21 protein-coding genes are annotated in these 23,254 nt (G+C 64.1%); 11 read left to right on the plus strand and 10 right to left on the minus strand.

All coding sequences use genetic code 11. The features are described from left to right. The first annotated feature begins 13 nt into the window (after window positions 1-13). On the plus strand, window positions 14-703 hold the full coding sequence (locus UP09_RS32120; RefSeq protein ID WP_044542321.1) for an SAM-dependent methyltransferase: 690 nt from the start codon (window positions 14-16) through the stop codon (window positions 701-703). Here UP09_RS32120 and pyrG read toward each other — a convergent pair. Next, window positions 666-2,297, minus strand: coding sequence for a CTP synthase (gene pyrG, locus UP09_RS32125; RefSeq protein ID WP_044542322.1), 1,632 nt, complete (start codon window positions 2,295-2,297; stop codon window positions 666-668). The genes UP09_RS32120 and pyrG overlap by 38 nt on opposite strands. Window positions 2,298-2,464: 167 nt before the next feature. Further along, entirely contained in the window at window positions 2,465-2,857 is a 393-nt protein-coding gene (gene secG, locus UP09_RS32130; RefSeq protein ID WP_044542323.1) for a preprotein translocase subunit SecG, read from the minus strand. 204 nt (window positions 2,858-3,061) lie between these two features. Here secG and UP09_RS32135 point away from each other — a divergent pair, with 204 nt between their 5' ends. Next, window positions 3,062-3,628 carry a helix-turn-helix domain-containing protein gene (locus UP09_RS32135; protein WP_044542324.1) on the plus strand — a complete coding sequence of 189 codons (567 nt, stop codon included), beginning with the start codon at window positions 3,062-3,064 and terminating at the stop codon, window positions 3,626-3,628. A 3-nt stretch (window positions 3,629-3,631) separates the two neighbouring features. After that, a complete protein-coding gene (locus tag UP09_RS32140) occupies window positions 3,632-4,159 on the plus strand; it encodes a GNAT family N-acetyltransferase (protein WP_044542325.1) in 528 nt (175 codons plus the stop codon). On the opposite strand, the gene tpiA is transcribed toward UP09_RS32140, so the two are convergent. Then, a complete protein-coding gene (tpiA, locus tag UP09_RS32145; protein WP_044542326.1) occupies window positions 4,156-4,908 on the minus strand; it encodes a triose-phosphate isomerase in 753 nt (250 codons plus the stop codon). The two genes, UP09_RS32140 and tpiA, sit on opposite strands and share 4 nt — an antisense overlap. Window positions 4,909-5,149: 241 nt before the next feature. On the opposite strand from tpiA, the gene UP09_RS32150 reads away from it, so the two are divergent. From UP09_RS32150 to moaC, 4 genes are all read left to right on the plus strand, one after another. After that, complete coding sequence (locus UP09_RS32150) at window positions 5,150-7,051, plus strand: peptidylprolyl isomerase (RefSeq protein WP_044542327.1); 1,902 nt, start codon at window positions 5,150-5,152, stop codon at window positions 7,049-7,051. A 73-nt stretch (window positions 7,052-7,124) separates the two neighbouring features. After that, window positions 7,125-8,138: an anthranilate phosphoribosyltransferase gene (gene trpD, locus UP09_RS32155; RefSeq protein WP_044542328.1), complete on the plus strand. Its 1,014-nt coding sequence runs from the start codon at window positions 7,125-7,127 to the stop codon at window positions 8,136-8,138. Between the two features lie 10 nt (window positions 8,139-8,148). Further along, entirely contained in the window at window positions 8,149-8,970 is an 822-nt protein-coding gene (gene trpC, locus UP09_RS32160; RefSeq protein ID WP_044542329.1) for an indole-3-glycerol phosphate synthase TrpC, read from the plus strand. A 4-nt stretch (window positions 8,971-8,974) separates the two neighbouring features. Continuing rightward, a complete protein-coding gene (gene moaC / locus UP09_RS32165) occupies window positions 8,975-9,490 on the plus strand; it encodes a cyclic pyranopterin monophosphate synthase MoaC (protein WP_044542330.1) in 516 nt (171 codons plus the stop codon). 22 nt (window positions 9,491-9,512) lie between these two features. Here the strand turns inward: moaC and UP09_RS32170 are convergent, their stop codons facing one another. Beyond that, complete coding sequence (locus tag UP09_RS32170) at window positions 9,513-9,677, minus strand: Flp family type IVb pilin (RefSeq protein WP_044542331.1); 165 nt, start codon at window positions 9,675-9,677, stop codon at window positions 9,513-9,515. A gap of 429 nt (window positions 9,678-10,106) precedes the next feature. Between UP09_RS32170 and UP09_RS32175 the strand changes: the two genes are divergently transcribed. Continuing rightward, window positions 10,107-12,842: a bifunctional diguanylate cyclase/phosphodiesterase gene (locus UP09_RS32175; protein ID WP_044542332.1), complete on the plus strand. Its 2,736-nt coding sequence runs from the start codon at window positions 10,107-10,109 to the stop codon at window positions 12,840-12,842. Between the two features lie 55 nt (window positions 12,843-12,897). Here the strand turns inward: UP09_RS32175 and UP09_RS32180 are convergent, their stop codons facing one another. The 3 genes from UP09_RS32180 to UP09_RS32190 form a co-directional block, all read right to left on the minus strand. Then, on the minus strand, window positions 12,898-14,244 hold the full coding sequence (locus tag UP09_RS32180; protein ID WP_044542333.1) for an alpha-amylase family protein: 1,347 nt from the start codon (window positions 14,242-14,244) through the stop codon (window positions 12,898-12,900). A 273-nt stretch (window positions 14,245-14,517) separates the two neighbouring features. Next, window positions 14,518-15,888, minus strand: a complete 1,371-nt coding sequence (locus tag UP09_RS32185; protein WP_044542711.1) for a S41 family peptidase — start codon at window positions 15,886-15,888, stop codon at window positions 14,518-14,520. 228 nt (window positions 15,889-16,116) lie between these two features. Beyond that, window positions 16,117-17,289, minus strand: a complete 1,173-nt coding sequence (locus tag UP09_RS32190) for an NADH:flavin oxidoreductase/NADH oxidase (RefSeq protein WP_044542334.1) — start codon at window positions 17,287-17,289, stop codon at window positions 16,117-16,119. Between the two features lie 240 nt (window positions 17,290-17,529). Between UP09_RS32190 and UP09_RS32195 the strand changes: the two genes are divergently transcribed. The 3 genes from UP09_RS32195 (at window position 17,530) to UP09_RS32205 (ending at window position 19,655) form a co-directional block, all read left to right on the plus strand. Next, window positions 17,530-18,120 carry a DUF6841 family protein gene (locus tag UP09_RS32195; protein WP_044542335.1) on the plus strand — a complete coding sequence of 197 codons (591 nt, stop codon included), beginning with the start codon at window positions 17,530-17,532 and terminating at the stop codon, window positions 18,118-18,120. A gap of 117 nt (window positions 18,121-18,237) precedes the next feature. Then, the gene (locus tag UP09_RS32200) at window positions 18,238-19,326 is read left to right on the plus strand and encodes a rhomboid family intramembrane serine protease (protein ID WP_044542336.1); all 1,089 of its coding nucleotides are present in this window, start codon (window positions 18,238-18,240) and stop codon (window positions 19,324-19,326) included. A gap of 125 nt (window positions 19,327-19,451) precedes the next feature. Further along, window positions 19,452-19,655, plus strand: coding sequence for a hypothetical protein (locus tag UP09_RS32205; RefSeq protein WP_044542337.1), 204 nt, complete (start codon window positions 19,452-19,454; stop codon window positions 19,653-19,655). Window positions 19,656-19,675: 20 nt separating this feature from the next. Here UP09_RS32205 and UP09_RS32210 read toward each other — a convergent pair whose 3' ends face one another. From UP09_RS32210 to UP09_RS32220, 3 genes are all read right to left on the minus strand, one after another. Next, window positions 19,676-20,692, minus strand: coding sequence for an ABC transporter substrate-binding protein (locus UP09_RS32210; protein ID WP_245302304.1), 1,017 nt, complete (start codon window positions 20,690-20,692; stop codon window positions 19,676-19,678). Window positions 20,693-20,853: 161 nt separating this feature from the next. Then, the gene (locus UP09_RS32215; protein WP_044542714.1) at window positions 20,854-21,765 is read right to left on the minus strand and encodes an amino acid ABC transporter substrate-binding protein; all 912 of its coding nucleotides are present in this window, start codon (window positions 21,763-21,765) and stop codon (window positions 20,854-20,856) included. A gap of 182 nt (window positions 21,766-21,947) precedes the next feature. After that, a complete protein-coding gene (locus tag UP09_RS32220; RefSeq protein ID WP_044542338.1) occupies window positions 21,948-23,117 on the minus strand; it encodes a 2-methylaconitate cis-trans isomerase PrpF family protein in 1,170 nt (389 codons plus the stop codon). Window positions 23,118-23,254 lie beyond the last annotated feature (137 nt).

Below are 23,254 nucleotides of genomic sequence, written 5' to 3' on the forward strand. Positions count from 1 at the left end.
CCAGCGAACGCGGATGACCCATCACCTTCCCGGAATCGTGCGAGCCTTTCACGAGGGAACCGAGGAACTCTCCGAGGCAGCGATCGAGCGCGCGCTGAGAATTGCGCGCGCGGGGCAACAGCCGGGCGGGCTCACCAGCCTGCTGCGTCGCTTTGGAAACCAGAATTTTTCGTTTGCCGGCACCTCGTTTCGCGAAATCCGCGAAATCGTCCGCTGTGTCGCACCTGAGCCCGGCAAGTTATTCTGCGATGCCGGCGCGGGCTACGGCCACGTGGTGTTCTACCTCGCCTGCGTCACCGACTGCCGCGTTCGCGCGATCGAGATTGTCCCGCAACGTTGCGCCGCGATGCTGCGAACGCAACGCCAGCTCGGCCTCACCGATGTCGATGTCGTCCACGGCGACGCACTCGCGGCGAGCTATCAGGACGTCAGCTATTTGTTTCTGAACAATCCCTTCTTCCCCGACCTCGCCCGGCAATTCGTGCGCAAGCTGGTCGTGTCGGGGGCGGCAGGGCTGACCGTGATCGCCATCAACAACATCGTCGATGTGCTGCGCGACCACACGGCGTTCACCGAGCTCAAAGTCGACGCCGATATTCCGAATTATCGGTTCGGCGTCTTTCGCCTCCGGCACCTTGCGCAGGCCAAGGCGCGGACCAGAGCCGCTACACCAGCCGCGACTGCACCACGGCAGCCTGAATGAACGAGGCGAACAGCGGGTGCGGCTCGAACGGCCGCGACTTCAGCTCGGGATGGAACTGGACGCCGATGAACCAGGGATGGTCCTCATACTCGACGATCTCCGGCAGCACCCCGTCGGGCGAGAGCCCTGAGAAGCGCAGGCCGTGCTGTTCGAGCCGGTCCTTGTAGGCGGTGTTGACCTCGTAGCGATGGCGGTGCCGCTCGGAAATCTCGGTCGCGCCACCATAGACCTGCGAGACGCGGCTGCCGCGGGTCAGGGCCGCCGGATAGGCGCCGAGCCGCATGGTGCCGCCGAGATCGCCGGCCTTGGAACGCTTCTCCAGCTCGTTGCCGCGTAGCCATTCCGTCATCAGGCCGACCAGCGGCTCCTTGGTCGGGCCGAACTCGGTCGAGTTGGCGTCCTCGATGCCGACCAGATTGCGCGCCGCCTCGATGACAGCCATCTGCATGCCGAAGCAGATGCCGAAATACGGCACGTCGCGCTCGCGCGCGAACTGCGCCGCACGGATCTTGCCCTCGGCGCCGCGCTGGCCGAAGCCGCCGGGCACCAGGATGCCGTTGACGTGCTCCAGGAACGGCGCCGGGTCCTCGTTCTCGAACACCTCGCTCTCGATCCAGTCGAGATTGACCTTCACCTTGTTGGCGATGCCGCCATGCGACAGCGCCTCGATCAGCGATTTGTAGGCGTCCTTCATGCCAGTGTATTTGCCGACGATCGCGATCGTCACCGCGCCTTCCGGATTGCGGACGCGCTCGTTGATGACGTTCCAGCTCTGCAGCGCCGGCGGGATTTTTGCGGTGATGCCGAATGCGGCCAGCACCTCGTCGTCGAGCCCTGCGGCATGATAGGCCTCCGGGACGGCGTAGATGTTGTCGACGTCGCGCGCCTCGATCACGGCGCTTTCGCGCACGTTGCAGAACAGGCCGAGCTTGCGGCGCTCCTCCTTGGGGATTTCGCGGTCGCTGCGGCACAGCAGGATGTCCGGCTGGATGCCGATCGAGCGCAGCTCCTTGACCGAATGCTGGGTCGGCTTTGTCTTGAGTTCTCCGGCACTTGGAATGTACGGCAAAAGCGTCAGATGAATGTAGACTGCGTGGTCGCGCGGCAATTCGGTCTGGAGTTGGCGAATCGCCTCGAAGAACGGCAAGCCCTCGATGTCGCCGACAGTGCCGCCGATCTCCACCAGCACGAAGTCGTACTCGTCATTGCCCGACAGCACGAACTCCTTGATCGCGTTGGTGACATGCGGGACCACCTGGATGGTGGCGCCGAGATAGTCGCCGCGGCGTTCCTTGGTGATGATGTCCTGGTAGATGCGCCCGGTCGTGATGTTGTCGGCCTTGGTGGCCGGCCGCCCGGTGAAACGCTCGTAGTGGCCGAGATCGAGATCGGTCTCGGCGCCATCGTCGGTCACGAACACTTCGCCGTGCTGATACGGCGACATCGTTCCGGGATCGAGGTTGAGATAGGGGTCGAGCTTGCGGAGGCGGACCTTGTACCCGCGAGCCTGCAGCAGCGCGCCAAGTGCCGCCGATGCCAGACCCTTTCCGAGCGAAGAAACCACGCCGCCGGTGATGAAGATATACCGCGCCATGGGGCTTAACCTTTAATCCGACTGCCGCGATTCGCAAAACGAATCGCGATCCCCCGGCAAGCAATCTGCCGGGCTGTGGGTGACGTTAAATTGAGAGCGATTTCAGAGAAGTAATGGGGGTTTCTGATGCAGGATGCGAGAGGTGCGTCCTGCATGGCCACCCTGCTTTATTGCGACCGCGGCGCCTGCGGGCCGCCAGGGGCCTGCGGAGGCTGCTGTTCGTCGGACTTCTTCAGCGAATCGAGGATGCCGCCCGAGGTCGGCGCACTGATCGGAGCAGACGGTCCGGCTGGCTGCGACTGCGCCGGCGCACCGGTGCCGATGATCGAGCTCGGCTGACGATTGTAGCCCGCGTACCAGGACAGGAACAGGCTGGTCACGAAGAAGCCTGCCGCCAGCACGGCGGTCGTCCGCGTCAACAGGTTCGCGGTGCCGCGGCTCGACATGAAGCCGGCGCCGCCACCCATGCCGAGGCCACCGCCTTCGGACTTCTGCAGCAGCACGGAGCCGATCAGAACGGTGACGATCATGAGATGAATAACAATAACGACAGTCTGCATCGCAAGCCTTCCGTCACAAGCCGCCAAGCGGCCAGACAAACGGCGCTATCGGCTTTGCGGGTTTCGTGAAGTCGCGCCCTGTTACACGATTGGACCGGGCGTTGTCACCCCCGAGATAGTCGCAGTGTTGACGATGGCAAGCAGCTCCGGCTGCTGACCATCCACACCTTGATCTTGGGCGTCGATTTCTATTATAATTGACAAATGGATGCTTTAGTAGACGACCTCAGCCAACGGCTGGCGCAGCGAATCAGGCTGGAACGCGACGGCAGGGGCTGGTCATTGGCTGATCTCGCCGAACATTCCGGCGTCTCCAAGGCCACGATCAGCAAGATCGAGCGCGCCGAGGTCAGCCCCACCGCGGTCGTGCTGGTGCGGCTCGCCTCTGCCTTCGACCTCACCTTGGCCGGGCTGATGCTGCGCGCCGAAGGTCAGGGCGAGCGGCTGTCACGGGCCACGCAGCAGCCGCTCTGGCGCGATCCCCAGACAGGGTATCTGCGCAAGCAGGTGTTCAGCCGTCCCGACCATCCGGTCGAACTGGTGCGGGTCGAACTGCCCCCGAAGCAGCGCGTGACCCTGCCCGCGTCGTCCTACGCCCATATCCGCCAATTGGTCTGGGTCTTGAGCGGCAGCCTCGTCATCACCGAAGGCGGCACGCGCCATGCGCTTGCGGCCGGCGATTGCCTTGGCTTCGGTCCGCCCGCGGAGACCACCTTTGCCAACGAAACCAATGCCGCCTGCACCTATGTCGTCGCACTGGCCCGGAGCTGATGTATGCCCTCTTTTGTGATCAAGCCGCTGCAAGACCTGCCGCAGATCCGTAACGCGCTCGGCGAATTGCTGGTCGAGACCGTCGCCAGCGGCGGCTCGGTCAGCTTCATGCATCCGCTGCCGCTGGATGACGCCCATGCGTTCTGGCAGGGCTCACTCGGTGCGGCCGCGCGCGGCGACCGCGTCGTGCTCGGCGCGTTCGACGGCGATGATCTGATCGGCACCGTGACGCTGCTGTTGAAGCTGCCGCCGAACCAGCCGCATCGTGCCGAGATCGCCAAGATGATGACACGCATCGCGTACCGCAAGCGCGGCGTGGCGACCGCGCTGATGCAGGCGGCCGAGCGGCTCGCGATCGACCACGGGCGCACGCTGCTGGTGCTCGACACCGCCGTCGACGACGGCGCCGCCCCGCTTTATGAAAGGCTTGGTTTCCAGCTCTCAGGGATCATCCCGGACTACGCGCTGAAGCCGCATGGCGGCCTTACCGGCACGATGATCTACTGGAAACGAATCGGCGCGGCTGCCTAACAGCCCGCCGCGATTGCCAGGAAGTCGACGGCCTTCAGGCTGGCGCCGCCGACCAGCGCGCCGTTGACATTGGCGACGCCCATCAGCTCGGCTGCGTTCGACGGCTTGACCGATCCGCCATAGAGAATGCGCATCTTGGCGCCCTCCCCGTTGAAGCGATCGGTGAGCACACCCCGGATAAACCGATGAACATCCTCGACATCTTTCGCGGTCGGGGTGAGACCCGTGCCGATCGCCCAGACCGGCTCATAGGCCACCACCAGATTGGCCGCGGTCGAGCCGTCGGGCAGCGAGCCCTTGAGCTGGCTGCCGCAGAGATCGAGGGTCTTGCCGGCATCGCGCTGCTCGCGCGTTTCGCCGATGCAGACGATCGCCGTCAGGCCTGCCCGCCAGACCGCCTCCGCCTTCTGCCGGACCAAGGCATCGGTTTCGCCATGGTCGGCACGGCGCTCGGAATGGCCGACAATGATGGCAGCCGCCCCCAGATCGGCGAACATCTCCGCAGACAGGTCGCCAGTGTGGGCGCCCGATGCCTTGGGATGGCAATCCTGGGCTCCGACCGCGACCTTGCTGCCGCGCGCCTTGTCGGCAAAGGCCCCGATCAGCGTCGCCGGCGGGCAGACCAGCAGATCGGCCTTCCCGGCCACGGCGGCAGCCCCCGCCAGCATCGCCTCGAACTCGGCCATGGCGGATTTCAGGCCGTTCATCTTCCAATTGCCGGCAATCAGTGGCCGAATAGCGTCGGTCATGTCAGGATTCCCATCGATCAAGCGTGCTCCATGCGCTAGCAGAGGTGAGCCTTGACTTCCAGAGACCGGCCCTGCATTGGCCGGGCGACTATTAACCGCTTCAATCCGTCCGCGGCCCCAGGTTGCGGGCGAACCGCCACCACTTTATGATGGCTTTTCAATTCGGTGACGCCCTGCTGCGGGACTTCAGTTTCCGCCTTGGGCACGACCCGGTTCCCCTCCTGTAAAACAAGTTGGACCCATGCTTCGAGGAATGCGGAAAGCCTCATCAAACTGGCTCGGCAAGACGATTATGGCCGTGGTGATGGGCGTTTTGATCGTCAGTTTCGGTGTTTGGGGCATTGCCGACATCTTCAAGGGCTTTGGCCAGTCGACGCTGGCCAAGATCGGCAGCACCGAGATTTCGGCTGAGCAGTTCCGCCAGATCTACACCGACCGCCTGCAGCAGCTCGGTCGCCAGTTCGGCAAACCCCTGAGCCCCGACCAGGCGCGGGCCTTCGGGCTTGACCGGCAGGTGCTGCAACAGACCCTGGCCGAAGCCGCGATGGACGAGGAGGCGCGCCGCATGGGCCTCAACCAGTCCAACGAAGAGGTGCTGCGCACGATCTACAACGATCCGAACTTCAAGGGGCTCAACGGCCAGTTCGATGCGCAACGCTTCCAGTCGGTGATCCGCAACTTCGGCTTCACGGAAGGCCGCTACATCGCCGAGCAGCGTCGCGTCGGCCTGCGGCGGCAGATCGCCAGCACCATCTCGTCCGGGGTCGAGCCGTCAAAGTCGATGATCGAGGCGCTGACGCGCTTCCAGAACGAACAGCGCTCGATCGACTACGTTAAGCTCGACGCCGCCCAGGCCGGCACGATCGAGACGCCCTCGCCCGAGGCGCTCGCGGCCTATTTCGAGGATCACAAGGTCCAGTTCCGCGCGCCCGAATACCGCAAGATTGCCTTCGTCGCGATCACGCCCGAAGCGATCGGCAAATGGGAAACCGTCTCCGACGACGACGCCAGGAAGCTGTTCGAGCAGCGCCGCGACCAGATCAGCACGCCGGAGAAGCGCGAGGTCTCGCAGATCGTGTTCCCGAACGTCGACGAGGCGCAGGCGGCGCGCACCCGCATGACGTCCGGCACCTCGTTCGACGACATCGCCAATGAACGCAAGCTCAATGTGTCCGACGTCAATCTCGGCCTGGTGACAAAATCGGCGATCCTCGATCCGGCCGTTGGCGATGCCGCCTTCGCGCTGCCATCGGGCGACATCAGCCAACCGGTGCAGGGACGCTTCGGCGTGGCGCTGGTCAAGGTCGGCAAGATCGAGCCCGGCGTGACGCCGAGCTATGAAAGCTTCGCCCAGCAGATCAAGAACCAGATCGCCAGCGAGCGCGCCCGCACCAAGGTCGCCGAGCTGCGCGACAAGATGGAAGACGAGCGCGGCGGCGGCGCCGGCGTGCTCGAGGCTGCCCAGAAGCTCGGGCTGACGCCTGTTACAATCGACGCGGTCGACCGTTCGGGCCGGCTGCCGGACGGCCAGCTCGCGCCGATCCCGCCCAAACTCGAATTGGTGTCGCAGGCCTTCAACAGCGACGTCGGCGTCGACAATGACCCGATCCAGTTCAATGCCGGCTATGTCTGGTACGACGTGCTTGGCGTTACGCCGTCGCGCGAGCGCAACCTCGACGAGGTCCGTCCCCAGGTCGAGGCGAAATGGCGCGAGGACCAGATCTCGACCAAGCTGCGCGCCAAGGCGACCGAGATCGTCCAGAAGCTCGACACCGGCGGCAAGCTCGCCGACGAGGCGACTGCTGTCGGCGCCAAGGTCGAGACATCAGCCAACTTCCAGCGCGACGCGTCGCTGCCTGGCGTGCCGGCCGCCGTGGTCACCGCGGCGTTCCGCACCGCCAAGGACAGTGACGGACAGACGCCTGCCGCGGGTGGCAGCGAATGGATCGTATTCCGCGTCACCGACGTCACGGTGCCGCCGGTCGACTTCGCCTCCAACGAGGTCAAGAAGCTCCAGGAAGCCGTGCGGCGCTCGTTGAGCGACGAGCAGGTCGCGCAATACGTCACGAAAATCGAGGCCGACATCGGCATGACCGTCAACGAGGCCGCCTTCGCACAGGTGACAGGCGCAAACAGCAATTGAGCATGCTCTCCGCGCAAACGCGTTCCGCGTTTGTCGCGCGAAGCATGCCCCAGCAACAGACCTGAGCCAGCGAATGGACGACCTGAAATCGATCATTGGAAAAGTCGCCACCGGCGCCACGCTGACGCGTGACGAGGCGGCGTCGGCCTTCAACAGCATGATGTCGGGCGAAGCCACGCCCTCGCAGATGGGCGGGCTCTTGATGGCGCTGCGCGTGCGTGGCGAAACCGTCGACGAGATCACCGGCGCCGTTGCGGCGATGCGCGGCAAGATGCTGCGGGTCGAGGCGCCGGCGGACGCCGTCGATATCGTCGGCACCGGCGGCGACGGTTCCGGCTCGGTCAACGTCTCCACCTGCGCCTCCTTCATCGTTGCCGGCGCCGGCGTATCAGTTGCAAAGCACGGCAATCGCGCGCTGTCGTCGCGTTCGGGTTCAGCCGATGTGCTGGCCTCGCTCGGCGTCAAGCTCGACCTCACGCCGGAGCGCGTCGGGCGCTGCATCTCGGAGGCCGGAATCGGCTTCATGTTCGCGCCCGCGCATCATCCCGCGATGAAGAATGTCGGCCCGACCCGGGTCGAGCTCGCTACCCGCACCATCTTCAATCTGCTCGGTCCGCTGTCGAACCCGGCCGGCGTCAGGCGGCAGATGGTCGGCGTGTTCTCGCGGCAATGGGTGCAGCCGCTCGCCCAGGTTCTGAAGAATCTCGGCGCCGACAAGGTCTGGGTCGTGCACGGCTCTGACGGACTCGACGAGATCACCCTCACCGGCCCGACCTTCGTCGCCAGTCTCGAGAATGGCGAGATCAGGACCTTCGAGGTGACGCCTGACGATGCCGGCCTCGGCCGCGTCGGCGGCGAGGCGCTGAAGGGCGGCGATGCCGATGCCAACGCGATCGCGCTCGCAAGCGTACTTCAGGGCAAGCCGAGCGCCTTTCGCGATGTCGCGCTGTTGAACGCCGCCGCCGCGTTGATCGTGGCCGGCCGCGCCAAGGATTTGAAGGAAGGCGTCGCGATCGGCGTGCAGTCGCTCGACAGCGGCGCGGCGGCGGCGCGGCTCAAGCATCTGGTCGCGGTTTCCAACAGCTAGGCATGATCCGATGTCTGACATCCTGAGCAAGATCGAGACCTATAAGCGCGAGGAGATCGCCGCCGCCAAGCGCGCGCGTCCGCTCGCCGAGGTCGAGGCGCTGGCGAAATCGGCCTCAGCCCCGCGCGGCTTCTTGCGTGCGATCAGAGACAAGCATGCCAACGGCGACTATGCGCTGATTGCGGAGGTGAAGAAGGCCTCGCCCTCGAAGGGGCTGATCCGGGCCGACTTCGATCCGCCTCTGCTCGCGAAGGCCTACCAGGCCGGCGGCGCGGCGTGCCTCTCGGTGCTGACGGATGCGCCGTCGTTCCAGGGCCATCTCGACTTCATGGTTGCGGCGCGCGCGGCGACCGATCTGCCGGTGCTGCGCAAGGATTTCATGTTCGACACCTATCAGGTGGCGGAAGCCCGCGCCCATGGTGCCGACTGCATCCTGATCATCATGGCCGCGCTCGACGATGCGGCGGCCAGGGATCTCGAGGACGCCGCGATCGCGCATGGCATGGACGTGCTGATCGAGATCCACGACCGCGACGAGCTCGCGCGCGCCTTAAAACTCCGCTCGCCGATGATCGGCGTCAACAACCGCAACCTCCGCACCTTCGAGACCACGCTCGCCACCAGCGAGGCGCTGGCGCCGCTGATCCCGCGCGACCGCCTGATGGTCGGCGAGAGCGGCATCTTCACGCCGGACGATCTCAGCCGCCTCGAGCGCGTCGGGATGTCGACCTTCCTGGTCGGCGAAAGCCTGATGCGGCAGCAGGACGTCGCTGCCGCCACGCGCGCGCTGCTGACACGGCCGGATACGCCGCGCGCGACCGGCACGCGCTGACGCGATGCCGCGGACCACCAGGCCCAAATCGTCAAAGACCAGCGCCGCCCTCACCCATATCGACGCCAGGGGCGAGGCGCGGATGGTCGACGTCTCGGCCAAGTCGGCGACCGAACGCACGGCGGTCGCCGAGGGCCGCGTCGTGATGAGCAAGGCAACGCTTACGCTGATCGAAACAGGCCAGGCGAAGAAGGGCGACGTGCTGGCGACGGCGCGGATCGCCGGCATCATGGCGGCAAAGCGGACCTCCGAGCTGATCCCGCTGTGCCATCCGCTCGCACTCACAAAAGTCACGATCGACATCGCAACCGACGCGAAACTACCGGGCTGCATTGTCCGCGCCACCGTGAAGGTGACCGGGCCGACCGGCGTCGAGATGGAGGCGCTGACCGCAGTGACGGTCGCGTGCCTGACGATCTATGACATGATCAAGGCCGTCGAGCGCGGCGTGCGCATCGAGGGCATCCATCTCATTGAAAAGATCGGCGGCAAGTCCGGGCATTATCGCGCGGGCGAATGATCGTTCGCATGGGCGCGCCGGGTTACTTCAGCGACGTGCTGATGTTGGTGAAGGTGGTGGAGAGCTTGGTGCCCACGCCCTTCACCGCGGTGATGATGGCGATCGCAATGCCGGTTGCAATCAACCCGTATTCGATTGCGGTGGCTCCGGTCTCGTCGGCGCAAAAATCGTGCAACAATCTTTTCATGTTTGACCCACACGTACTAAACCAACTCGGCGCGACGACACGCAAGTTGCTTGCCTTCGATCACATTGAATGAGGTCATAAGCGTAGATCGTAAAGCATTGATTGCACTGATCCGCGACACGGCAAACCTTGCCGCGCGACAGATCAACGCGGCAAATCTTGCAGTTCCCCACCAGGAACCATGTGTGCGAACTTAAAACAGCCCGCGTTGCCAGCACCGTTGCTGCGACCGTCGTCGCCGCGATCTTCGCTGTCGTTCGGCCGCGGAGGCGGACGTTTGCGCGCCGCGCAGCGTTTTCGCCACCACCAATAACCCTTCATTAACCAGCCTTGCTAACTGCAACTCCATTTCATTTCGGTACGACTTTCGCGGGCCGGAGGTGCACGAAACCTACCTCCGGGTGAGATGCCTGGAAGTGGTCGTATCAGATGAATTCAAGCGGCAGCGCCTCATTCAACATCACGTCGGTCCTGCGCAGCGGCCCGATCCGCTGGCTTGTCGTCGGCGGTGGGCTGTTGATGGCGGCGATCGCGATCGGCGCGACGCTGATGGCCGGCAATTTCCGCGAGCGCGCCCTGCAGAGCAGCGAGCGCGAGCTCCATAACGCCGTCCTGCTGCTGGCGCGGCATTTCGACCAGCAGCTTGAGGATTTCGAGGTCGTCCAGAACGACCTGATCGCATTCATCCGCGAGCGGGGAGCAACGACGCCGGAGAGCTACAAGCGGCTGATGTCGGGTGCGGACATCCATGCCATGCTCAAGTCCAAGATGGACGCGCTGTCCTATGTCGGCGGCCTGAACGTGTTCGACGCCGACGGCACGCTGATCAACAGCTCGAGCGCGTGGCCGCTGCCGCAGGCCAGCATCGCCGATCGCAACTATTTCCAGATCTTCAAATCGAGCCCCTATTCGCCCGACATGCAGGTCGCGCCGGTGTTCAGCCGCGTCACCGGGGTCTGGACCACCGTCATCGCCCGCAAGGTCACCGGTCCGAACGGCGAGTTCCTCGGCATGGTCGGCCGCGGCATCGAGCCTGCCAGCTTCGAGAAGTTCTTCGCCACCGTGGCGCTCGGCGAGGGCGCCGCGATCGCGATGCATCACCGCGACGGCACGCTGCTGGCGCGCTATCCCCATGCCGAGGAGCTGATCGGGAAGAATTTCCGCAGCGGCCCGGCGGTCCAGCAGCAGGTGTTCGAATTGCCGCAGACCACGTCGCGGCTGACGAGCCCCCTCGACGGCAAGGACCGCGTGGTATCGTCACGGGCGCTGGAGAAATTCCCCATCGTCATCGTGGCGGCAACGACCACGGCGGCAGCGCTGGCCAACTGGCGCGAGCAGATCAGTATCCTGATCGCGGTGACCGGCCTGTCGGTGCTTGCGATCGCCACCCTGCTGACGCTCGTGGTGCGCAAGCTGCTGCTGCAATACTGGGCACAACAGCAGCGCCTGACGCTGGAGAAGCTGCGGCTCGACACCGCCGTCAACAACATGACGCAGGGCTTGCTGCTGTTCGATTCGTCGCAGCGCCTGGTGGTCTGCAACAAGCGCTATATCGAGATGTACGCGCTGTCGGCGGACGTCATCAAGCCGGGCTGCAGCTTCCACGACGTCATCGCGCACCGCCGGCAGACCGGCTCGTTCAACGGCGACGTCGAGCGCTACGTCAACCTCGTGCTGCGCGACGTCGGCGTGCGCAACATGATGGTGATCGCAACGCCCGACGCCCGCTCGATCCAGGTCGTCAACGAGCCGCTGGCCGATGGCGGCTGGGTCGCGACCCATGAAGACATCACCGAGCGCCGCCGCGCCGAGGAGCGCATCACGCATCTTGCCCACTACGATGCTCTCACCGACCTGCCGAACCGCACCCTGTTCCATGAGGAGATCAGGCGCGAGCTCGCGCATGCGGCGCCCGACAGCCAGCTCGCGGTGCTCTATATCGACATCGACGAGTTCAAGGGCGTCAACGATTCGCTCGGCCACATGGTCGGCGACGAGCTGCTGAAATCCGTTTCCCGAAGCCTGAGCGGCGTGATCCGCAAAGAGGATTTCGTCGCCCGCCTCGGCGGCGACGAGTTTGCGATCGTCCAGACCGGCATCAAGGACACCGAGCAAGTCACCAACCTCGTGGCACGCATCTACGAGGCGATCCGTCCGCCCTATCAATGCCTCGGCCACCAGGTCACCACCGACGCCAGCATCGGGATTGCGCTCGCGCCGAAGGACGGCACCGATCTCGACCAGATCCTCAAGAATGCCGATCTCGCGATGTATGCGGCGAAGTCGGCCGGCCGCCGCACCTGGCGCTTCTTCGAGCCGACGATGGACGCCGAGGCCCGCGCCCGCCGCGGCCTCGAGGTGGATCTGCGAAAGACGATCGCCGCAGGCACCGGACTGGAAGTGTATTACCAGCCCTGCCTCGACCTGCAGACCAACGAGATCAACGGTTGCGAGGCGCTGGTGCGCTGGCGCCATCCCGAGCGCGGCATGATCTCGCCGGTCGATTTCATCCCGATCGCCGAGGAAAGCGGGCTGATCAACCAGCTCGGCGAATGGGTGCTGGCGACGGCCTGCAAGGAAGCCATGAGCTGGCCCGATCACATCAGTCTGGCGGTCAACGTCTCGCCGGTGCAGTTTCGGAGCGGTACGCTGGCGCTCAAGGTGATCGCGGCGCTGGCCGCGTCCGGCCTGCCCGCGAGCCGGCTCGAGCTCGAGATCACGGAAGCGGTGCTGATCCGCGACGACGAAGCGGCGCTGGCGGTGCTGCACCAGCTCCGCACCATCGGCGTGCGGATCGCGCTCGACGATTTCGGCACCGGCTATTCATCGCTGAGCTATCTGAAGCGTTTCCCGTTCGACAAGATCAAGATCGACCGCTGCTTCATCACCGATATCGCCGACCCGCAAGGATCGGCCGGCATCGTGGAAGCGGTCGTCAACATCGCCGCCGAGCGCCGCATGACGACGACGGCGGAAGGCGTCGAGACCGCGCAGCAGCAGCAATTGCTGCGCGAGCTCGGCTGCTCGGAAATGCAGGGCTATTTGTTCAGCCCGCCGAAGCCGGCGGCCGACATCAGGCAGTTGCTGATCGCGCACCGGCAGGGTCCGCTCGCAGCTGGGTCTGGCCGTCCCCGCAAGCGCAAGCCGATCGCACGCTCGGCGTAAAGGCAAGACCGCGCCTTCCCAAAACAGCCAGCCGAAACACGGTAGCGCGCGGGAGCTATTCGCCCTCGGATAAGGACAGCACGCCCCAACCGTGAGCCGGCACTTTGGCACATGCTGACGATGTGCCGGCATCACTGATGGAAACGGACCCAGCCAGTAGCCCCCAGGCGCCGGGCGCTGGCAGTATGGCTTCGCGATCATCGAGGTTGAGCGCGACGGCAAGGCTCTTCCCGTCGGCTTCCAGCTTCATGACCATGTGCCGGCTCTTGAGATGAACGATGCGAGTGCAAGCGCGGACGAGCCACGAATGACGCCGCCGCAACCCGATCAGGTCTTGATGGAGGCGGTAGATGCTCCAGCCGTCCGAAGGCAGGTCCTCGGCGCTTGCCGGAAAAGCGGGGCGAATAGCATCGTCGCCGCCTGCACGGTGCTCCTTGATGCCGCGAAATGCCTGTTCGTCTCCCGCATAGATACAAGGTGTCCCGCCAACGGTGAGAAGGATCGCCAAGGCATGGGCAATGTGCCGTTCGTCGTCGAGCTTGCTTGCCAGCCGCGTCACGTCATGATTGCCGACAAAGGTCAGCGGCGCGAATGTCTCAAGGTATCGGTTGTGGCGATCGAGCGCCCATGCCAATTCGAAAAGATTGCGATCGTTGAGGGCGCTCCAGATCGCCTTCCAAAGCTCATACTGCGTGACGGCATCGACGCCGGACTCGCGAACAAATGCTGCATAGTCGCCATGAATCACTTCGCCGAAGACGTAGGCGTGCGGGTGCCGGCTCTTCACTTTCGCCAGCACAGTGGCCCAAAATCTGCGGGGCATGGCGTAGGCCGCATCGAGCCGCCACCCCGAGATTCCGCGATCCAGCCAATGGTCCATCACCCGGATCACATATTCGGATACTTCGGGATTATCGTGGTTGAGGGTGATCAATCCCGGATGCCCTTCGAAAGTGGCGAAGGCCGGTTCGCCTGAACTGTCTGTTCCCTGAAGGGGGCAAAACCATGCGGCTTCCGGGGAATTGGCCCCCTTCGCAAGGGCGGCGCGAAAAGCAGGAAAGTCCCGCCCGACATGATTGAAAACGCCATCAAGCACGACATGCAGACCGCGTCGTCGAGCCTCCGCGACTAGCTCCTCGAAACCAGCCTCATTGCCCAGGCGCGGATCAATCCTGAAATAGTCGATCGTGTCGTAGCCATGTGTCGACGATGCGAAGATAGGTCCGAGCAGCAGGCCCGATGCTCCGAGCTGGACCGCATAGTCCAGCCAATCGACAATGTGATCGAGCCGGTGACGAACCTGATCGTCCGAGATCGCGGAGTGTTCTGCCCCGACAAAGCCCAGCGGATAAATCTGCCAGAACAGAGCGTGGTCGATCCAGGTGCTCGCGCGCCCCGTCATTCGGTTGCGTCTCTCTCCCGTCAGCGCCGTGGCGACGCTAGGCTCCGGCGGCGAACGAGGCTGCCGGCTTTCTGATTATTGGTCACTAGCGGAGAGCGCTGGACGTCGGTGCTCAGTCTCGCCTTGGGTGTCGGTCGCGGTCAAACGGGCATGTCCCGGCCGTCCACGTCTTTGTTCACGCAGATGCCACGAACTTGGATCCCAAAACGTGGATGCCCGGCACAAGGCCGGGCATGACGAGTTTGTGGCAGACAGGCCGACGCGCGTCCCGATCTAGTTCGGCACGGGTCGCTTCGCCGCCGCCTTGCTATCCGTCGTCTTGGCGTCCGCGTTCTTGGCGTCGGCGTTGACGGTGATGCCGCGGAGCTGGTTGAAGGCCGCGGACAGCGCCTTGTCGTTCTTCTCGTCTGGCGGAACGTAGGACTGCGAGCCGGTCTGTTCGGTGCTTTCGGCCGCGAGGTGGCCGCGCATCGAGGCCTCGCCCTTGATCTCCGAGCGGGTCTTGAACTCGTCAGGCACGTCCTGCAGCACCTCGATGTCGGGCTTGATGCCCAGCGCCTGGATCGAATGGCCCGACGGCGTGAAGTAGCGCGCCGTGGTCAGCGCCAGCGCGCCGTTGCCGGCGCCGAGCGGAATGATCGTCTGCACCGAGCCCTTGCCGAACGAGCGGGTGCCAATGATGGTCGCGCGCTTGTGGTCGTGCAGCGCGCCGGCCACGATCTCGGAGGCCGATGCCGAGCCGCCGTTGATCAGCACCACGAGCGGTTTGCCCTTGGTCATGTCGCCGCCATGCGCGGTGAAGCGCTGGGTCTCCTCGGGATTGCGGCCGCGGGTCGAGACGACCTCGCCGCGCTGCATCAGCGTCGAGGTGACCGAGACCGCCTGGTCGAGCAGGCCGCCCGGATTGTTACGGAGGTCGACCACATAGCCAGCGAGCTTGTCCTGCGGGATCTCCTTCTGGATCGCGGTGATCGCCTTCTGCAGGCCCTCGGTGGTCTGCTCGTTGAACGAGGTGATCCTGATGTAGCCGATGTCGCCGCCTTCGGCGTGGAACTTGACCGGGCGGACGCGGATGATCTCGCGATTGAGCGTGAGCTCGATCGGCTTGTCGGCATCCTTGCGGACGATCTTCAGCCGGATCGCGCTGTTGGGCGAGCCCTTCATCTTGTTGACGGCCTGATCCAGCGTCATGCCCTGGATCGTTTCGTCGTCGATCGTGGTGATCACATCGCCGGACATGATGCCGGCGCGCGAGGCCGGCGTGTCGTCGATCGGCGCCACCACCTTGATGAAGCCGTCCTCCATCGTGACCTCGATGCCGAGCCCGCCGAACTCGCCATGCGTGGTCTCCTGCATGTCGCCCCAGCCCTTCTCGTTCATGTAACGAGAGTGCGGATCGAGCGAGGAGATCATGCCGTTGATCGCACCCTCGACCAGCTTGGAGTCCTCGGGCTTCTCGACATAGTCGGTCCGGACCCGCTCGAACACTTCGCCGAACAAATTGAGCTGCGAATAGGTGTTATCGGAGCGCGCCGCCGCCTTGGCGATCTCGATCAGATGCATTCCCCCCTGAGGCGCAGTCACGAGAAGGGTGAGACACGCCCCCGCAACGGTACCGAGGAAAAAGCCAACGTTCTTGCGCATCATCCGCGATCCCTTTTTTCGCTATGGCCGGCAATGTCTCGCAACATTCGACCGCCTCACCCCGACGGGGGCACAACACAATGGCTTTTTGGTCGGATCAAGGCCACCGCCTTACCGGACCCTTACCAAGAGCATGATCCAGACCAACTCCGGCGGATCTCCGCAAAACACCACGGTCGAACAAGGAAATGGGATCAGGTTGCGATTCCGTCCAGTCGCAGCTTGATTCTAAATCCCTTTTTCGGCCTCCTCGAGCCCGTTCTGCCAGGTTGACGGCCGGGTCCCGAACCCGCGCTTGGCCCGTGTGCCCAACCAATAGCCAAATTGCGGCGGAACGTTCCGGAACGGGCCCTCCACACCAAGCTTTAGCGCGGCATCCATCGGCCAGTTCGGGTTATTGAGGATTTCCCGGCCGACCGCGATCAAATCTGCTTGTTTATCGCGCAGGATCTGCTCGGCCTGGTCACCATGGATGATCAGGCCGACCGCCATGGTCATGATATCGGCCTGCTGCCTGACATATTCCGAGAGCGGCACCTGATAGCTGTATTTGATCTCCTTGCCCAGAATCGGCGCCGTCTCGCTGATTCCGCCTGACGAGCAGTCGATCACGTCGACGCCCTTGCCCTTCAGGATTTTGGCCAGCCGGGCGCTCTGTTCCGGCCCCCAGCCGGCATTGTCCTCGACCGAAAGCCGCACGAACAACGGTTTGTGATCGGGCCAATGTGCCCGCACGGCCTCGGTCACCTCGATGAGGAAGCGCATCCGGTTTGATTCGGAGCCGCCATAGTCGTCGCGGCGCTGGTTGGCGCGCTCGGAAAGGAACTCGTGCACGAGATAGCCATGGGCACCGTGCAGCTCGAGCACGTCGAAACCGGCCTCGTCGGCGCGCCGCGCCGCCTGCCCCCAGGCCTGCACCAGGTCCTTCACCTCATGCGTCTCCAGCGCCCGCGGCACCGGCCAGCGCTCGCTATGCGCAATCGCGCTCGGCGCCACCGGCGTCCAGGCGTCCCAATCCTCGATCTCGGGCGTGCGCTGCAGCGGACGATCGCCCTCCCATGGGCGGCTCGCGCGCGCCTTGCGGCCGGAATGACCGAGCTGGATGCCGGCCACCGCGTTCTGCTGCTTGATGAAGCTGACGAGACGGCCGAGCGGCGCCACGAAGGCGTCATCCCAGATGCCGAGGTCACCGACCGTGCCGCAGCCGCGCCGCTCCACCTTGGTCGATTCGACGATCACGAGCCCGGCGCCGCCGGCGGCGAACTTGCCGGCATTCATCAGGTGCCAGTCGGTCGGAAAGCCCTTCACGGCCGAATACTGGTGCATCGGCGGCACCACGATGCGGTTCTTCAGCGTGACGCCGCGAATCGTCTTCGGCGAAAACAGCAGCGTTTCGGACATGGCTTCCTCGCACCCGGTCGTTACCCCGCACGGGTCGGGCCGATCTTCTGTTGCCGCAGACGATATACGCACCGCGTCATGGCCGATAGAGGCCCATGGCAGGTCTGCCGTGAGCAAGCTCGGGCCTGGCCGGCTCGGCTTCTTCGAGGTACCCGGCAATTGGGGTAGATTTAGCCTGACTCGCCACCTGGAAAGCCGGAGTTCCAGTTCGACAGCTGCGGTGAAAATGGGAGAGCAAACATGTTGGGCTTACTCAAGCACACGGGCTCGGCACCTTCGCGGGGTGCCATACCGGCCACACTTCTTGCAGCTTTAGGTTTGTGGGCGGTGATTGGAATCTGCGTTGAGCCGAGCCGCGCCGAAGTGCCGGTCAGTACCGATCGAGCGACAGTCCAACTCGCACAAGCGGCTCCGTCCGCCGGCACGTCCGTCAGCGAGACGGACGCCATTGATGCCGTTGTTAGCGGATACTACGAGTCCTTTGGACGGGACTCCGCGGCAGCGTCAGCATTGTATGGCGAACCAACTCTGGTCATTACGCCAAATCAAATTGTCTTGCTGAGCACCCGCACGGACGTCGAGGCCTTCTTTGATAAAGTTGTGGCAGGTCTTAAACGTGGTGGATTCTCACATTCCACATTAAGCGATCGCCGCATCAAACTATTGACTTCGACAACGGCATTGTGCGGCGGAGTCGCAATTCGCATGAAAACGGATGGCACAGAGATGCAGCGGGCCGGCTTCACGTATCTGCTTCAAAAAAGCAGTGTCCGATGGCGCATTCACGAAATTATCGCCACCGACTTCGACAAGCTGATCAGTGCCGATTGAGCGGGACTTTGGTCGCGAATGCCGGTCAGCGCGACGGCGGGACCCGCATGCCGGAGTGGAAATCCCCGGACGGCTTCGCTACGCTACCGGTCTCGCCTCGCCCGCCGGCCTTCATCCATGACCACAAACCGCGCCAGTCCCGGCTTCTTCGAAGTGCCTCATGCAGCGGTCTACGCGCTGATGACGGCGACAGTGCTTGCATCCGGGTTTTGCTTCATCCAGGCCGGCGGATCGTCGGCGCCATCAGAGCTGTTGTTCCGCTATGGCGGAATGTATTCGGCCGCGCTGGCGCGGCATGAATATTGGCGGCTGATCGCCTATGGCTTCCTGCACGTCAATTTCATCCACCTCACCACCAACATGCTATGTCTCGTGCTGTGGGGCGGGCATCTCGAGCGGCGGGTCGGACCGGCCTACTTCGTCATCATCTATTTCTGCGCGATGGCGTTCGGCGCCATCATCGGCAACGCGATCCATGCGACGCCATACCTCACGGTCGGCGCCTCCGGCGCCACCTCGGGCATCCTCGGCGCGCTGTTGTGCCTGTGGATCCCCGGCAAGCTCGATGTCCGCTTCGATTTCTTCGCCATCAACATCGGGCTGAACGCAGCCTTTGCGATCAGCAATTCGCGGATCGATTGGGCCTTGCATCTCGGCGGCTTTGCGGCCGGCCTGATCGCCTGCGCGGTGCTCGACCTGGTCGAGAAGGTGACGCCCTATGCGCTTCGCTGCAAATTCCCCGAAACCGTGAAGGTCAATCTCGTCCTGCTCGGCTGCGCAGCCGCACTTTGGCTTTGGACCAACCAGACCCAGGCCTTGCTGGCTGGCGCTGCGGGATGGATCGCGGCCGCAGGTTTTGCCCTCGCGTGTTGCACCGTCGTCAAGCTGATCGATCTGGCGCTGTCGATCAAGAAGGGCCTCGCGATCGTCGTCGCAGCACTTGCTGTCGCAAACGCAGCCGGTGTGGTGCTTGGCGTCCAGGCTGTGGCGGCGTCGGCCTGCGTCGCGCGCTGGCCGCGGGCTCCGCAGGAGAACCTGCTCGGCACGTTCTGTTCGAATTCGATGCTTGTGGCCGGATTGACCGCGGTCGGCGCGGTCGCACTGACGTTGTTGGCTTGTTCAAGGGAAATTTACCGCGGAATCGAGGACGTCGGCTTTGTCGGCGCCTCGCTCCGCGCCGAACGCAACCGCCGTCACGGGCTGTGATCCGGCCAGGCCGAAGCACCACAAGCCACATGTCCGATTTGTAACCGGCCGGCCTCGAACCCCCGGGTCATCCCGCAGCGTCCCATCAGCAAGGACCATTTGGTCCGCAGAGATGGAGGCGTCAGATGAAGGATAAACTCCTCGCGACCGCGCTGAGTGCGACGATGCTGTTTGCAGCCTCGTTGCGCACGGCAAACGCCGAGACCTGGGTTTCCAAGGACATGTTGCGTCCGCACGGCAACGACCGGTCGACGACCGCGCGCGCGGGCGAGGATGTCATCCTCGCTGTCCGCAACGCGCACCGCGGCTTCCGCAAACGGGTGGGATAAATCCCCCCGACGGCTTGTCGTCAAAGCGTCGCGAGCCTGGCCGCGCCCTTGGCGATGGCGTCGTTAAAGCTGGTATCCCAGAATTTTCCGACCTCGGCCCTGGCGTCGAGGACGCCAAGCTTGAGGAACGTATCGGCGACGCCCTGATGGGTCACCGGCACGTCAGGTGTCACGCCGGCGAGCGAGAAATCGGCGCTGCGGCGGGCGAACTGGTCGAGGATGTCCTGCAGCGGCAGATGGGTTTCCGCGACCTGGGCTGCGGCATAGACCGGGAAATTCTTGTTGGCGAAGGCATAGGCGCGCTGGATCCGCAGCAGCAGGTCGGTCAGCGCCGCGTGCCGCAGTGGGTCGTCGATGGCCTTCGGATTGGCGTAGATCGGAAAATTCCCCGACAGATAGCCGACGCCGGTCTTGAGCAGGCGCGCGCCGTGCTTGGCGATGGCGAGCTGGCCATTGTAGCCGTAGATCGCCCAGGCATCGAGTTGGCCGGAGGCGAAAGCCGAATAGCCGTCCGACGGCGTCAGGTTGACGGCGTCGATGTCAGCGAACGACAGGCCGGCCTCCTCGAGCTGCTTGGCGAGGAAATAATGCGCGGTCGTCGCGCGCACATAGCCCACCCGCTTGCCCCGGAGATCGGCGATCGCATGGATCGGCGCGTCCTTTGCCGCGACCGTGACCTGGATGTTGAGGTCTTCGTGGGTGACGGCGATGAAGCGCACCTTCGCATTCTGGCGCGCGGCGAACATCGCCGGGATCTCGCTGCCCGATCCGAGGTCGAGCGCGTCGCCGTTCAGCGCCTCGATGTGGAGCACGCCATTGTTGAGTTCCTTCCACTCGATCCTGTAGGGCGTCTTGTCCTCGGACGCGGCCTGCAGCAGCGGCCGCCAGCCGCCCTTGTAATAGGCGACACGAAGCGTGACGCCGCTGAGATCGGGGCCCGCGCCCTGCCCGGTTTCGGCGCGTGCGCTGCCCGCGATCAAACTTCCGGCGAGAACGCCGAGCGCGGAACGTCGGGACAGGGAAAGTGGAATCGTCACGGGCAGAGCTCCTGAAGAACAGTCACAAGAGCCTGAGCTTTAAGGAAAGAACGGCAGATGTATATAAGAGGGAATTTCGTTTTTTGCGCCGCTTGCGAAAGGCCGTTCCACGGACGGCTCTCATCGCGCATTGATCTCTTTCCCGGCTCGATTTCGCAGCGCTACTTCGCGACGTCGTAGACGTCGGGATCGAAGCTCGAACTCGGATTGCTGAACGCATGCCGGAGCGCCGGCGAGATCGGGACGTTGTAGTTGATCCCGTTCGGCGGCGTCGGCGATTCCAGCCACCTCTTGTACATCACCTCGATCTCCGGGCTCCGATAGAGTTCAGCCGTCGCGCGGTCGGCAAGCGCCTTGAACGGCACGTCCTCCCGGCGCAGCATGATGCCAAACGGCTCCGGTTTCGAGAATGTCTCCGCGCTGATCATGTAGAGCGCGGGCTCCTTCGAGCGCGCGATGGCGACGGCGAGCTGCACGTCATCGAGCGCATAGGCCTGGGCGCGATCGGTCTCCAGCATCAGAAACGCCTCGGCCTGGTCGGTTGCGGGGAGAATCTTGACGCCCAGTTTACGCTCGGCATTGACCTTGATCAGCTGGGCCAGATTGACCGATCCCGCCACCGCCGTGACCGATGCTCCCTTCAGATCATCGATCGTGTTGATGTTGACGGCCTTCTTGGCGGCAAATCGCGTTGCACTCAAGAAATGCGTATTGGTGAACGCCACCTGCTTCTGGCGATCGGCGTTGTTGGTGGTCGCCGAACAATGCAAATCGATCGTGCCGTTGACCATCAAGGGAATGCGATTTGACGACGTCACGGGCAGGAAATCGACTGATATGTCGGGCATGCCGAGCTGGCTCTTCACGGCATCGACGATTCTGAGGCAGACATCGAGGGCAAAGCCGACGGGCCGCTGGTTGCCGTCGAGATAGCTGAAGGGAACGGAGGCCTCTTGGTAGCCGAGCGTGATCTTCCTGGTTTCCTTGACCTTCTGGAGCGTACCTGACAGCTCTTCGGCGGCAACGGGGCCCGCGGCAAGCATGAAGGCCAAAACAACGGCGGGCAAACGCATCGACTGCTCCTGTGCGGTCATCAATTGCTGGGTTTTTGTGCCCGAACCATGTGGATGGCCCGAGCCGAGACGCGATCATTGCGGTGATAAACCACGCCGGGCCCGGAAGATAGATGAGGATGTCTCTACCAGATATCGCGCATTGATATACTCCACCGTGCAGCTGACCAGATCCTGGCTGCTCAACGATTGCGGGCCGCGATGCGCGCAGAGCTCGCATACACGTGACCGTCGAACAGACGCCGCTGCGTCCGGTAGAACGCGCCCTGCTCGGCGATCCATTCGCCGGCACGGCCCTTGACCGTTGCCGCGACCGTCAGCACGCCTGATGGCATGGCGATGCGGATCGGCGCTTCGGCATCGCTGGTCTTTCGCGTCACCTCGTGCACCACACTGCCCTCGAGCCGCGCCGCCACCGCCATGCAAAGCGATGCGGTGAGCGGCAGCGCCCGATGCGGCTGCCCGTTTGAAATCACCCGTCCCGTGACATCAGCCTCGGCGGCTGCGACGCGTTCACCGGTGAGGGTCGATGCGTCAAGCGGTCCGGCAACGAAGCCGATGAACGGAACCTGGCTCTTGGCGATGGCCTCCTCGCGCGTGGACGCAATGCCCATGGCGACGGACGCCGCACACCTGATCGCCTGCAACCGGTCGAGCAACACGGCATCCGCGTCAAGCACATCGGGCAATTCGGTGCCGATCTTGCCGAGGTCCTCGGCACGCACGAAGCAGCACGCATTCGCCGCATCCACCATGGATACGGTGAAGCTGCCGTGACCGGGGACATCGAGCGTCTCTGCAACCTTGCCGGTCGGCAGCAGCCTGCCCGTGGTCGCACCGCCGGGATCGCGGAACTCCAGCCGCACCGGCGCGCCGGTGCCGGCCACTCCCGGGATCGCGAGATCCCCGTCCACGGCGGCAAGTCCGTCGTCGAGCCCGAATCGCGACCAGATGATCTTCTGCGTATTGGTGTTGTGGATGCGCACCAGGGCCTGGTCCCCGGAGATCTTGACCAGCCCCTCGTCGACCGCGAACGGCCCCATCGCGGAGGACATGTTGCCGCAATTGCCGCTGTAATCCACCCGCGCGTCCTTCACCGACACCTGCGCAAAGGTGTAATCGATGTCAGCGTCCGGGCGCGTGGGCGGCCCAACGATGCAAACCTTGGACAACGAGGAGACGCCGCCGCCCATGCCGTCGAGCTGCCGGCCATAGGGATCGGGAGCTCCGATCGCGGCGAGAAAGATCTCGTCCCACGCGCGCTTGTCACGCGGCAGATCTTGCTCGTGAAACACGATTGCCTTGCTGGTGCCGTCGCGCATGAAGACGGCCCGAATCCTGGTCTGCGGCATGCTGTCACCTCCCGACCGGACGGGTTTCGTCCGGGCGCAATCATCGCAGTGATAACCCACGTCGGGCTCAGGAGATAGCCGAGGATGCTTCTATCAGCCATCCCGCCTGGTCCACTTCTTTCAATCGCGTTTTGATC

The organism is Bradyrhizobium sp. LTSP885 (assembly GCF_000938305.1).
Lineage (GTDB): Bacteria > Pseudomonadota > Alphaproteobacteria > Rhizobiales > Xanthobacteraceae > Bradyrhizobium.